At 50.3% G+C, this 13,211-nt stretch carries 12 protein-coding genes; 5 read left to right on the top strand and 7 right to left on the bottom strand.

Annotated elements, in window-relative coordinates; genetic code table 11:
* Window positions 1–59 precede the first annotated feature (59 nt).
* On the top strand, window positions 60–1,250 hold the full coding sequence (locus ACKFKH_RS16430; RefSeq protein ID WP_446859399.1) for an RNA-guided endonuclease InsQ/TnpB family protein: 1,191 nt from the start codon (window positions 60–62) through the stop codon (window positions 1,248–1,250).
* Window positions 1,251–1,402: 152 nt separating this feature from the next.
* A complete protein-coding gene (locus ACKFKH_RS16435; RefSeq protein ID WP_446859400.1) occupies window positions 1,403–3,304 on the top strand; it encodes an iron uptake porin in 1,902 nt (633 codons plus the stop codon).
* Window positions 3,305–3,470: 166 nt separating this feature from the next.
* On the opposite strand, the gene ACKFKH_RS16440 is transcribed toward ACKFKH_RS16435, so the two are convergent.
* Both ACKFKH_RS16440 and ACKFKH_RS16445 read right to left on the bottom strand, forming a co-directional pair.
* Window positions 3,471–4,655, bottom strand: coding sequence for an NAD(P)/FAD-dependent oxidoreductase (locus ACKFKH_RS16440; RefSeq protein WP_446859401.1), 1,185 nt, complete (start codon window positions 4,653–4,655; stop codon window positions 3,471–3,473).
* Window positions 4,656–4,672: 17 nt separating this feature from the next.
* Window positions 4,673–4,813 carry a hypothetical protein gene (locus tag ACKFKH_RS16445; protein ID WP_446859402.1) on the bottom strand — a complete coding sequence of 47 codons (141 nt, stop codon included), beginning with the start codon at window positions 4,811–4,813 and terminating at the stop codon, window positions 4,673–4,675.
* A 25-nt stretch (window positions 4,814–4,838) separates the two neighbouring features.
* On the opposite strand from ACKFKH_RS16445, the gene ACKFKH_RS16450 reads away from it, so the two are divergent.
* The 3 genes from ACKFKH_RS16450 (at window position 4,839) to ACKFKH_RS16460 (ending at window position 7,213) form a co-directional block, all read left to right on the top strand.
* A complete protein-coding gene (locus ACKFKH_RS16450; RefSeq protein WP_446859403.1) occupies window positions 4,839–5,708 on the top strand; it encodes a M23 family metallopeptidase in 870 nt (289 codons plus the stop codon).
* Between the two features lie 188 nt (window positions 5,709–5,896).
* Entirely contained in the window at window positions 5,897–6,382 is a 486-nt protein-coding gene (locus ACKFKH_RS16455) for a rhodanese-like domain-containing protein (RefSeq protein WP_446859404.1), read from the top strand.
* 153 nt (window positions 6,383–6,535) lie between these two features.
* On the top strand, window positions 6,536–7,213 hold the full coding sequence (locus ACKFKH_RS16460; protein WP_446859405.1) for an SOS response-associated peptidase: 678 nt from the start codon (window positions 6,536–6,538) through the stop codon (window positions 7,211–7,213).
* A gap of 142 nt (window positions 7,214–7,355) precedes the next feature.
* On the opposite strand, the gene ACKFKH_RS16465 is transcribed toward ACKFKH_RS16460, so the two are convergent.
* From ACKFKH_RS16465 to ACKFKH_RS16485, 5 genes are all read right to left on the bottom strand, one after another.
* A complete protein-coding gene (locus ACKFKH_RS16465; protein WP_446859406.1) occupies window positions 7,356–8,195 on the bottom strand; it encodes a helix-turn-helix domain-containing protein in 840 nt (279 codons plus the stop codon).
* Window positions 8,192–8,995, bottom strand: a complete 804-nt coding sequence (locus ACKFKH_RS16470; protein WP_446859407.1) for a pseudouridine synthase — start codon at window positions 8,993–8,995, stop codon at window positions 8,192–8,194. The genes ACKFKH_RS16465 and ACKFKH_RS16470 overlap by 4 nt, the downstream gene beginning before the upstream one ends.
* A 163-nt stretch (window positions 8,996–9,158) precedes the next feature.
* On the bottom strand, window positions 9,159–10,487 hold the full coding sequence (locus ACKFKH_RS16475; protein ID WP_446859408.1) for an ATP-binding protein: 1,329 nt from the start codon (window positions 10,485–10,487) through the stop codon (window positions 9,159–9,161).
* Between the two features lie 573 nt (window positions 10,488–11,060).
* The gene (locus ACKFKH_RS16480) at window positions 11,061–11,852 is read right to left on the bottom strand and encodes a response regulator transcription factor (protein WP_446859451.1); all 792 of its coding nucleotides are present in this window, start codon (window positions 11,850–11,852) and stop codon (window positions 11,061–11,063) included.
* A 309-nt stretch (window positions 11,853–12,161) separates the two neighbouring features.
* Window positions 12,162–13,160 carry an AEC family transporter gene (locus ACKFKH_RS16485; protein WP_446859409.1) on the bottom strand — a complete coding sequence of 333 codons (999 nt, stop codon included), beginning with the start codon at window positions 13,158–13,160 and terminating at the stop codon, window positions 12,162–12,164.
* Window positions 13,161–13,211: the final 51 nt, after the last annotated feature.

Below are 13,211 nucleotides of genomic sequence, written 5' to 3' on the forward strand. Positions count from 1 at the left end.
ATCTTATACATCTTATATTGACTGTGCTAATATAAGAATATCGTGGGTGGGTCAAAACGATGCTGGTCTTAGAGTTCAAAACATACGGGAAATCAAGCCAGTTCAAAGCAGTAGACGAAGCAATTCGCACTGCCCAATTCATCCGAAATAGCTGTATTCGGCTGTGGATGGATGTTAAGGGGACAGGACAAAACGATTTGCAAAAATACTGCGCGGTGTTAGCAAAGAATTTCCCGTTTGCAAATGAACTTAACAGCATGGCTCGGCAAGCCAGTGCAGAACGAGCCTGGTCATCCATCAATCGGTTCTTTGAAACCTGCAAGAAAGGAATCCCCGGTCAGAAAGGGTTTCCGCAATTCCAAAAAGATTGTCGCTCGGTTGAGTACAAAACCTCTGGATGGAAGCTGGCAGACGATAAGAAGTTCATCACGTTCACGGACAAAAAGAACATTGGGCGCTTGAAACTGAAAGGAACCCGCGATTTGCATTTCTATCAACCTGACCAAATTAAACGGGTGAGATTGGTAAAACGGGCAGATGGCGTATACGTTCAGTTCTGCGTAGATGTGAATCGTTCAGAGATGTTAGAGCCATCGGGAAACACTATCGGGTTAGATGTGGGCTTGAAAGAGTACTACACTGACTCAGAGGGTGTAATGATTGAGAATCCGACCTTTCTCCGTAAAGGTGAAAGAGTTCTCAAGCGTTCCCAAAAACGTGTTTCTCGCAGGGTGAAGGGGTCAAACAACAGGCGGAAAGCAAGACAGGTTTTAGGTAAGCGCCATCTCAAAATAAGTAGGCAGCGTAAAGACCATGCCATTAAGCTGGCGCGGTGCGTCATCACATCTAACGATGTAGTCGCCTACGAAGATTTGAGAATCAAAAATATGGCGAAGAATCATTGTCTTGCCAAGTCGATTAACGACGCATCTTGGTATCAGTTCCGAGTCTGGATTGAATACTTTGGAAAGGTGTTTGGACGAATCACGATAGCCGTGAATCCTCAATACACCAGCCAAGAATGCTCTCGCTGCGGTGAAGTGGTCAGGAAAGCTTTGAGTACGCGCACTCATATTTGTCGGTGTGGGTGTGTGTTGGATAGAGACCATAATGCAGCGAGAAACATCCTCAGCCGGGGGTTGGGTACGGTAGGGCATACCGGAACCTTTGGTCTTGAACCAAGCAACGCTTTAGGAGAATCGACCTCTACTTTGGCTGGAGCAATCCTGCTTGAGCAAGTTGGCTCGTAGATTAAAGAATCCCCGTGCGTTCACGCCGGGGAGTGTCAAACCACACCTCACTCCTCACTCCTCACTTTTTTCTGTTCACAAAGTTACAGTCTCGACAACACTTGTTTGGTACGATACACACCAAAGTTATGTTCGGATAGGTGTGAGGCTGTATGTTGAGTAAGTCTAATTTCTGGAAGCCCTTGCTGCTTTCTCCAGTCGTTTGGGCGACGTTAGTGGTATCCAACTCTACGATCGGTTCCGCAGCGCAGCCGACTGATACCCAAGATCTGCTAGAGAAAGTTGATCTGGTGGTTGCTGATTCTTCTCAGACTGCGGTTGCTCCTGCTTCTCCGCTCAAGGTTGCCGATGCGACGGTTCCCACAACCTCAAGTTTGGATGCGATCGAAAGCATTGCCTCTTTAGATCAAGCCGAAGAGACTCCAGAAACCCCCATGTCGCAGGTGACTTCTGTTTCTCAATTGGGCGATGTGCGCCCCACAGATTGGGCGTTTCAGGCACTTCAGTCGCTGGTTGAGCGCTACGGCTGTATTGCGGGCTATCCCGACAAAACCTATCGCGGCAATCGGGCCATGACTCGCTATGAGTTTGCGGCTGGGTTGAATGCTTGTCTCGATCGCGTCAATGAACTGATCGCCGCAGCTACGGCAGATCTGGTCAAAAAAGAAGACCTGGCCACATTGCAAAAACTACAAGAAGAATTTGCCGCCGAGTTAGCCACCCTGCGCGGACGGGTCGATGCCCTCGAAGCGCGAGCCACCACCTTAGAAAAGCAGCAGTTCTCAACCACCACCAAGCTGCAAGGAAATGTCTGGGTCAACATCACAGGCGCGACCGCCGGGCGCGGAGTCTTGTATGAAGGGCCCGTTTCTGGAGCCAACGATCCGGGGAACGGTCGATTTTTTGCAACCCGAACTGGAGGACTGCCTACGACCCTAACCGCCACCGATCCCAACATCACGCTAGGCTTCCTGACCTGGCTGACCCTCAACACCTCCTTTAGCGGAAAAGATCTGCTGGTGACTCAGTTGGCGGCTGGAAACTCGATTTCTCCTTACAACCAATATGCGTCGGCTGGCTTTTTTAATGCGAGTGGTGTTCCTTTCTTCGACCAATCAGCGGGAACGGTCAACGGTCGTCCTGATGTCGTAATTCACGATCTCTTCTACAGCTTTCCGGTGGGCGAAAATGTCAAAGTCACCGTTGGCCCTCGCATCAACTGGTATCGTCACTTTGACTTCAATCGCTTTAACTTTGTCTTCAATTCGGGAGCCAGCTTTGACACCTCCAACAGCACTCAGTCCAATTCGATCGACCGGGGTTCAGGAGCCGTCGTTGAAATCAATCTGAGCAAACAGTTTCGTCTAGCGCTCGGCTATTTGGGTGAAAACACCGAATTCTTGCCTGCTCAATTTGGCTTTAATACGTCGAGCAATCCCCAGTTTGGCTTGTTTGGCGGCACCAACACGACATCCGCAGAACTCACCTTCTCGCCCAACGACAAGATCAACCTACGCTTTCAATACAACCACTCGCGCATTCAGGCCTACGGCGGACAGGTGGGCGGAGCGATCGGAGAACCCATTCCCTATGGCTACCTGGATGCGGGCCCTGGTTTCTCAGAGGGGGGAATTGGGGGTGGACTGAGATACGCCTCAGCAGACATGTTTGGCGTAAACTTTGACTGGGCGCTGACTCCTGGGATTGGTGTATTTGGGCGCTACAGCTTCGCGAATATTGATCTGAATCCGGTGGATGGAAGAGTCAGAACTCAGTCCTTCCAGGTGGGGGTCGGCTTCCCTGATCTGGGTAAAAAAGGTGCGTTGGGTACGGTCACTTTCTTGATGCCGATGGATATCACAAGGGGGCGGCGATTCTTTGCATCGGGGGGTGGCGACGGTGGCACCCAGTATGAGTTAGAAGCGTCCTATTTTTATCCGTTGACTCAAAATATTGCTGTAGTGCCGACGTTCTACGCGATCTTCAACCCCAACAACTTTGAAGTCAATCCAACGATCTTTGTGGGCAGCTTCCGAACGCAGTTTAGCTTCTAGACATTAACGTAGGTTCGATGAAATTTTTCGATACGTTCAAGCCTTCTTCGCCCCTTAAATCCCCCACCAGTCAGGGACTTTGAACTAGAACTCTCGTCTTAAAGTCCTTCAGAATGGGGGTTGGGGGCAGAAGCGCTGAATATCGAAGTGAAGAATCTTATCGAGTTCACACGACCTTCTCATCAAACCGGCCGGGCGACAATTGAACGATCGCCTCGTCGGTTTTTCCATTCATACAAGCCGCAAATCGTCGGGCGACTGTGGGAACCACCACCAGCGGATTGCTAAAGCCTGAGAAGACATGGATGCCCCGCGTGCCCGGAATTGAGCCGATGAGAGGAAGGCGATCGCTGCTAAAGGCAATCAAACAATGGTGCCAGGTTCCTGGTAGGTCGCCGAGTGTGGGGAGAATGGTTCTGATTTTGGCTCTCAGATCGGACTCGCTTTGAAGGGGGTCGATCGCCGCATGGGGATCAGTTAAAGTGCGGCTGACCTGTCCCAGACGAATCGTGCCGTTGAGAAACTGAATGGCTCCCGCGTCAAGAATAGCTGGGGTTGGCTCGTGTCCAGGTTCGTTCCACAGGTCTTCGACGGTGGGCTGGGTCGATTTTGCTTCAAGTTGAAAGCGCTCTCCTTCGGCAGGCATGACCAGAGTGCGAAGCTTGACTTTGACGGGCGGCATTTCGATTAATTCTGCGTGAGTAAAAAATTGCTTGACGGAGATTCCTGCTTCTTTGAGCAATTGGCGGCTGATCCCCCCAGTACACATGACGACATTGGCGCTGTGGAAGGGTTGGTCACGAGTCGTCACGCCAGAAACTTGATCCCCGGTTCTCACCAACCCTGTAACGTGAGCAATTTTGAAGTCTCCGCCCAATTTTTGAAAGGCTTGACAATAGCCCTGAGTGGTCAGTTCTGCCTCAATGTGTCCATGTTTGACCGTCAGGGCACCGGAGATTGCTTCCCGATTTAGTAGCGGCTCTAATTCACAGGCTTCGTCAACGGTGAGTAACTGAGGTGGGATGGCAAACGAAGTGTAATTTTCTGCCATTTTTTGGGGATCGTTGTGGGCGGCGATCGTCAGCAGCAAATCCATTTCTCGAAACTGTGTGTCTGTGTCCAACTCATCCGATAGCTGACGGTGCATCTCAATGCCTTCGGCAAACAGTTGGCGCGTTAAGTCCGTCGTGCCTGACCAAAATGCCAGCCCCCCATAGCTATAGCGAGTCGCACCCTGGAGGGGATCGTACTGTTCTAAAAGCAGCGTTGAAAATCCTTGTTTGGCGAGTTCGTAGCTCAGGGCGGCTCCTGTAATGCCTGCGCCCACTACAATCCAGTCGTATGTTTTCATGCAAATACATCTTGAGGCTAGAAAAAGTTTAGGGGATGCAGGGGGCGATCGACCGTCTCTAGTCGTACAGACTGTTGAACTTTTCTAGACGAGATTGCGGATGATGCGACTTTAGAGAGAAACAATTCTAGAATGACTTGAATCTGATACTGAGTCACCTCTTCTCAACTCCTCACACCACGAATGTTCAATTTACTTAAACTTTCAACGCCTGTAAAAGTGATTTTGGCTGGCTGTGTGGCGATCGCGACGATTTTGATTGCCCATCCTTCCCGCGCTCTACAAGCTCAGATCACACCTGCTAATCCTCAATTGGGCGATACGCTCACGGTTTTGGTACAGTCTCAAGGCGCTACGCCGACGGTGACGCTGGGGAACAAATCCTATCCCACCTTTGCGGTCGGAAGTCAGAAATTTCGCGCCCTCTTACCGACGACTCCCCTTGATCGTCCCGGTCGCCTCTCTCTTAAGGTCACTGATGGCAGTGAAACTCAAAATTTGACGGTCAACTTAAAGAAGCGATCGTTTCCCACGCAGCGCATCTGGCTTCCACCGGGCAAAGGTGACGACGGCACCGATTTTGAATTCGATCGCGTAGATGAATTCAAAAAAATTGTCAGTCCTCAAAAGTTTTGGTCAGGTAAGTTTCTGCGGCCCAACAATGGTGAAACGACCACAGGGTATGGAGTACGTCGCTACTACAATGGCGTGTTTGCTCAGGACTACTATCACCGGGGGGTGGATTATGCGGGCAATTCTGGATCTGCCATTATCGCGCCTGCGGATGGTCGAGTGGCGCTAGTGGGACGAGAAGCAAACGGCTTCAAAATTCACGGCAACTGTGTTGGAATTGACCACGGTCAGGGCGTTTCTACCATTTATCTCCATCTGAGCCGCATCAACGTCAAAGAAGGCGATTTCGTCAAAGCTGGACAAACGATCGGGGGCCTAGGGGGGACGGGTGCCGCGACCGGCCCGCATTTACACTGGGGATTCTACGTTCAAGGATTGTCAGTTGATCCGACTCCGTGGCGAACTCAAAGCTTTAACTAACCGCAGATCAGCAAGCTTGTGATTCTGAATAATTGACGGTACAGATCCCTGATTTTGAAGTTGGGGATCTGTCGTGATCGCGCTCATTTATGCCTAAAGAAAATCACTTCCTCTCACCTGAGAAAGATTAGATCCCGATCGCTTTTTCAGTAAAGTTTCTGAGTAATTGATTAGACACAGAGGCAATTATGAAAAACCCACAAGATCTTATTAAAGACGCTAAAGACGCACTTCCTAATGTCACGCCTACGCCCCCAGATTTGAAGAGAGAGTCTTCAGTTCATGATCTCAAGTCGCGCTTAGAGTGGGGCGAACCTGCTCTGACGATTTTGGATGTCAGATCCCGTGAAGCGTTTAACGACAGCAAAATCATGGGCGCAATGAATTTCCCCCTGAGTGAGTTGGTGGACATGGCGCAAAAGAATCTGGAGTCAAAGCGCGATATCTACGTTTACGGAAACAGCGCTGAAGAAACTTCTCAGGCTGCTCAACTACTTCGTGAAGCTGGATTTAAGAGCGTTGCAGAAATCAAAGGCGGACTGGCTCAGTGGCGAGCGATCGGCGGGTCTACCGAAGGCAATGTTGATGCACGCGAAGAACCCGGCGAACATGCCTACAATGTGGTTTCTCAGGTGAAGCATCACGCAGATACGCAAAAAATCAACTTTAAGTAAGTTCAAACAACAGGTTTAGAGCGTTTAATTGGATTGTTCTTCTATAGGTTTAGTTATCAGGTAATGGGTCAGGCTTGGCTCGTTACCTTTTTTGCACAAGTTTTTTGAGTCGTTTTCTTAAACCTCTTTTTTTAACCAACCTCTTTTTTAACTATGTGTGGCAGATTTACTCAAAGCTTGACAGGTGAAGCGATCGCCTCCGCCTTTGATCTCGATGACATCCTTGACTGGACACCCCGCTACAACATTGCACCGACGCAAACCGTTCCGGCAATCTTGAGCGAATCGGGCGATCGTACCTTCAAAGCCTTACGCTGGGGGCTGATCCCCACTTGGGCAAAAGATCCGGCAATCGGCGCGAGACTGATCAATGCGCGATCGGAAACCGTCACCGAAAAACCCAGCTTTCGATCAGCCTTCAAAAAACGACGCTGTTTAATCACGGCGGACGGATTTTATGAATGGCAGAAAACCCAGGGCAAGAAGCAGCCCTTTTACTTTCGGCTAGAAAACGGTCAGACGTTTGGATTTGCTGGCTTGTGGGAGCAGTGGTCGTCCCCAGAGGGCGATCTATGGCAGACCTGCACCATTCTGACAACCGATGCCAACTTACTTCTGAGTCAGGTACATGATCGGATGCCTGTGATGCTGCACCCCGAAGATTACGATCGCTGGCTCGATCCCCAAAATCAGGACACAGATGCTTTACAAGCCCTGCTTCGTCCTTATGAATCGGAAGCGATGCAATCTTATGCGGTCAGTCCCCTGGTCAATCGCCCCACTCACGATCAGCCAGACTGTATCGAAGCGATCGCGGCAAACAGTCACTAGATATGACGGTTGAACCCCCTGACAGGTGAACAAACGCCACCGCAAGCTCAAAGATCTCAGGAATCTTGAGTTTGCGAAGACGGAATTTGTTCGGATAGCTGCGACCTTTAGTTACCTATTTACCAGGATTGTTTCGATCAGTCTAAAAGGCGCGATCGGGTGAATCTACGTTCATCTCATTGACCACGGGCGGCAAATTAGCAAAGCGGGGATCAGGCGGAAAGGCTACTTCTTCGATCGCACCGGGCTGACCCAACTGTTTTGCCTGACTATCGTTGTAAGTGACCATCACGCCTCCTGCATTTCCTGCGCGGACGACAACCTGCTTCTCAGCCATCCAGGTTTTTTGAGCGCCCTCTGACAAAACGCCTTCATACTCAGTTTTGCCATCGGCAACTACCCGCACCCAGGATTGAGAAGTCAGTGTTAACCCGACTCGAATGGGCTTTTGCGTTCCAGGTTTGGCGGCTACGTTGGCGACCGGAGTCGTTGGGTTTCGCATTGGACTGGCCGGCCCGATCGCCGTTCCTGGTGCGGACTGCAATCGCTGTACTTCTGGTAGCTGCGCCTGAGTTGACGAACGATTAAGAAAATAAGAAAGACCGTTGACCGCAGAGACGATCAAAAACATATAAAGCAAATATAAATGTATTGGGCGCAACTGGGCCCCCGGCAAACTGCGCCACGAAGGACGAATTTCGGGCAGACCAAACCGAGTCGGAAAGGCACTCGCAAACTCTACGCCATCCAGTCCGATCGCGTCGGCATACTGTCTCAAAAAACTTTGGATGTAGACAGGCTCAGGCAAAATGTTGAGATTGCCTTCCTCGATCGCCCTCAAAAGTCTGGGCTGGATGCGAGTAATCCGAGCGACTGCTTCGAGAGAAATTTCTTGCTGCTGACGTAACTGAGCCAAGCGCATTCCCAACTCTGCCAGCCGTTCTGCTTGCTCTCGGTTTGCCTGGAGGACTTGCTTATTCATACGCTCTGCTCCTTGATCTCTGCTGGCAACCTAATCGATGTTAGGTCAAATCGGTCTTTCAACAAACGGACTTCAAAACTTTTTAGAGGGCGATATTGGCCACTCCGTACAGGAGGACGATCGACTTGGATCGTGGCGATCGCGGTTCTGTGAAGCTGTAGCACTGGATGCCCTAATTGTTCTGCAACTTTGCGAATCTGGCGATTTCTCCCTTCAATGAGAATCACCTCTAACAAAGTCTGGACATCTGAACGCTGAAGAAATTTTACTTGAGCGGGTAACGTCTTTCGACCTTCTAACATAACTCCCTGCTGCCACTGTCGCAAGACTGCTGACGAAGGTGAGCCTGCTACCAAGACTTGATATGTCTTAGGAATGATGTGACGGGGGTGGGTGAGATAGTAAGTTAATTCACCATCGTTAGTCAAGAGGATCGCTCCGGTTGATTCTACATCTAATCGCCCTACAGGATGAAGCCCCTGACCCTTCTGCAAGGAGTTGGGTAGTAGGTCAATCACAGTGGTTCGTCCCTGGGGATCAGCGCAGGTCGAGACCACTCCGGCTGGTTTGTTAAGCAAAAAATAAAGGGATTTAGGGCGCGAAATGTCGCCTGCTGGTGTGGAGGTCGATTGAACCAGCTTGCCGTCTACTTCAACGCGATCGACTCCTAAGCTGGCTTTGTCACCCAGATGAGCGACTTGCCCGTTGAGCAAGACTCGACCTTCCAGGATTAGTTGCTCGGCTTGACGACGGGAGGCGATGCCCCACTGGGACAGAATTTTTTGCACTCTCTCAGACATAAATCAGAGGCTACACACATCCTTAAAATTGCGGAATCAAAAACCGTAGTGTCAAAGCAGCTATGTAGAACCACTATTATGTACAAATATTACATGAGATGGTGATTGGCACAATCCCTCAATCAGCGGCACAATGTTTCCCAAAGTCCAGCATAAGGGCTGACTATTCAAACTGCTCTGACCAAGGTAGCAAGATTTGTAACCACGCGCCTCCGGTACCGGGATCATTTTTGGCACTAATCTTTCCATGATGAGCTTCGACGATTTGCCGCACGATCGCCAGTCCCAACCCGCTGCCGCTACTTAATTGGACAGGCTGTAAGGCGATGTCAGCGTTAGGTTGCCATTCAGTGTCACTGCGCGATCGAGAAGGGTCGGCTCGATAAAAGCGATCGAACACAAAGGGTAGAGAATTGTCTGGAAAGCCCTGTCCTGCGTCGATAATGTCGATTTGAATTTCGTGGGTCGCTTGTTTAGAGGGTTGAGTTAGGGGATGCAGACCAAGACGAACCGCGATCGAATGCTGAGGCTGGCTATATTTGAGGGCGTTGTCGAATAGGTTGAGAAAAACTCGATGTAAGCGAGACTCATCGCCTCGAATCAGCAAGTGATCCAACCCTTGATAGTCCAGCTCGACTGACTTTTCGGTAGACAACGGCTCTAGACTGTGCCACGCTGCCTGAATCAGATTTACCAGGTCGATCGTCTTCAAATTTAAGCGTTGAGTCGGACTGATTTCTAACTGGCCGAGATCGAGCAATTCTTGTACCAAGGTACTTAGACGCACCGCTTCTTTGAGCAGGCGATCGACCCAGTTGCGGGTAGGTGGTTCCAGACGAGATTGAAGGGTTTCGGCAACCAGACGAATAGAGGTGAGTGGGGTTTTTAGCTCGTGGGCCACATCGGAGGCCCAGCGATCGCGCTGTTGAGTCAAGGTGAAGGCTTCTTGACGGTCTTCTAGATATACGCCCACGTCTCCTTCTGCCAGGGGAAACGCTACCCCCCGTAAGGGGATCGCCTGCTGCTCAGACATATTCACCGCATCGACAGAAGCTGCGTAAAACGTCCAATCTCGCTGACAAAGCTTTTGGCTGTCTCGTGCCTGCTCGATCAGAGAATCTAGCTCATACGATCGCACCAGCTCCAACAATAATCGGGGCTGATTTGTATTATGGGACTGAATATGCAGCGTTTGACAGGCGTAGGGGTTGCACCAAATAAGCTGATTTTCTTCGTCAACCTGCAAATAGCCGATCGGGGCTAGATCGACAATTTGTTTCCAGGTTTCGAGGCGGCGTTCTAGCTGTCTGCTTGATCGCTGATGATGAGTTACCGCCAAGGTCAACTGAGACGTCAGTGATAGCCCAGCATCCACATTGTCTGTACTCAGGTCTTGAGTTAACTGCTTGAGTTTTGAAGTGAGTCGATATCGAAACCAACTCAGTAGCAGCAGTCCGATCGCGAGTCCGAGCAGAAACCACAAAAATTCCACAGGTTAGCCACAGGGTCACGGGGGCAATTGACCAATTTGCACTGATCAACGCCTACTAGCTTAACCGAACCCAGGGAGTGGCATTTGAGAAACGCTATAGGATCGTGAATTAAACAACCTGTAATTCTCGCGGTTTCGCGTCGTTTGATTCGGCTTCTGCCCCCTAAATCCCCCAAATTTGGGGGACTTTGAACCGCGAAACTGCCTTAAATTCTAGAATGTCTGCTTTCTCAAAGTCCCCCAGAATGGGGGATTTAGGGGGCGAAGCAACCAGGCAATCATCGATCTTATTCAATTCACGATCCTATAGAAAGTCAACCAAAACGAGTAGACCAACTTGATAAAGCGATCGTTCTACCTGCTGTTAACGTAAATTCGACGAAATACTTGGCCTCAAATACAGGTTTGGAAACGTTCCTAACTCGCCCTAAGTAAGAGCCTTCCAAAAATATTGCCTAAAAGTCCCCCATTGGGGAGGTTGGGGGCAAAAGAACAGACCGACGAAGCGCGAAAAGTCTGTCAAACCGACGTATTTTTAACCTTTCTCACATTTTTAACCCTTCTCACACAGATCTAGCCAAACCGATAGCCAAATCCCCGAACCGTCACCAGATACTCAGGGTTGCTGGGGTCGATCTCCAGCTTTTCTCGGAGCCAGCGAATATGGACATCGACCGTTTTGCTGTCTCCGATAAAGTCAGGCCCCCAGATGCGTTCTAGCAATTGTTCTCTTGACCAGACCCGCTTGGTGTGGCTCATAAACAGTTCGAGCAGTTTGAACTCTTTGGGCGAGAAATTGACTTCTTCTCCGCGCACCGTGACGCGACATTCTTGAGGAAAAACAGTGATGTCTTGAAACTTAAGCGTAGGAGCCTGAGTCGAAGACTGAAATTGTTGATGCCGCCGCAGCAAGGCTCGACAGCGAGCGACTAACTCTCTCATACCAAAGGGTTTGGTGAGATAATCATCGGCCCCGACTTCTAGCCCGACGACGCGATCGGTCTCCGTCCCTTTAGCGCTCAACATCAGAATGGGGATGCTGTTTCCTTCTCGGCGCACAAACCGACATAAGTCTAGACCGTTGACGTAGGGCAACATCAGATCCAAAATCATCAGATCAAACTTGGCGGATTCTTGAGCAGCAGAAGGAAACGATCGCGGGGGAGTATTCCCTTTGCCGATCGCCGTCTGAATCATCTCTAAAGCACTGCGACCGTCGGCGGCCGTTAGCACTTCGTAGCCTTCCTCGCTGAGGGTGAGGGCGATCGTGTCGCGAATCAAATCTTCATCTTCGACGACCAGAACCCGACCGATTTTCATGTTGGGCTGGACTTTCTTAACTTCGAGCGAAGGCGTGGATAGCATACATGTGCTGGAGGCGAGCTTTTCCATGATGATTCTACCATTGATTAAAATCGCAGTATGGTTTTATACATTTTCTACAGTTAATTATTTCTCATCTGTCTCCTTAACGTGAATCCGATGAAATCCTTCGCTGCGGTCATCACTCCGGGCAGCTCCCTAAATCCCTCAAGTTTGGGGGACTTTAAGCAAAAAATCCCGTCCGGAAGGCCCCCAGTTTTGGGGATTGGGAGGCGAAAGTGCTGAATCACGAAGCGAAACATCTCTGGCGAATTCACGTCTCTTTAAGAAAGCCCGCTCGATCGCCCAGACTCATTGCCCAAAAAGAGCCAGCCATAGCGGAATCATGACCAGTAGCACGATCGTACTTAAAGCAATGCTGCTGGCTGCCAAGTCGTGATCAAGGTTATATTCTTCCGCCAAAATCAGGCTTGCAAAGGCGCTGGGCATTCCGGCCATCAAGACGAGTGACAGGCGGGGATCACCAGACAACCCCAATAGCGTCGTGCCAATGCCAACCAGACCGGGCAATAGCAGCACTTTGAGCAGCACCGGGAGCAATGCAGCTTTTAGACTTTGAAGACCTTGAAGCTGACTGAGCCGCATTCCCATCAACAGAAAGGACGCAGGAATCACGAACAGTAAAGAAGCGTCGATCGTCTGCTCTGCCCATCCGACAAATGGAATTGACTGGGTAGAATAGCCGATCGCAAATGCCCAAAGTGAGGGCACTGTGACCAGATCTTTGAGCAGTCGCCAGCCGTGGTTGGGTTGCTCAGGTCGTCCGTAGTGGCTGGCAATTAATACCCCAACGCCGTAAGTGCCCATTAGATTTTGGGTAACGCTAAAAAAAACCGCCCAACTCATATCGCCCGTCGTCAACAGGGCAGGAATAATCCCCAGACCGACAAAGCCCGTATTGCCGATCGTGCTGGCGATGATCAGGGTGCCTTGATGAGGGCGATCAAGCGGTGGAATCCAGGATCTGAGTGAGGCGTGAGACGTTAAGGAGAGTTCTTCTTTGGCTTGAATGCTCCAATCTCTGGTGAATGAGATCAAGATTTGGAGGGTGAGCCAGGCGAGGAGTAGCCCAGTACCCAGGGTGGCGATCGTGATGGCGGGAGCTAACTCTACTTGATGAGAAAAATCAGTCTGTCTCGCTAGGGCAAAAATCTGCCAGGGAACGCCCACCCAGTAGAGGGTGCGACCCAAGAAACGCGGAAAATTTTCTGGTAGAAAGCGAAAAGAGAGAATGCCCAACCCTGTCCAGACGAGCAAGGGGGTGTAAGCGTGAAACAGGGTCTCGATCATGCCAAAGCGACTCAGGGCAATATCCCTAGAAATGCTGTCTTTCTCCTCAAT

The sequence above is a fragment of the Phormidesmis sp. 146-20 genome, assembly GCF_052939475.1.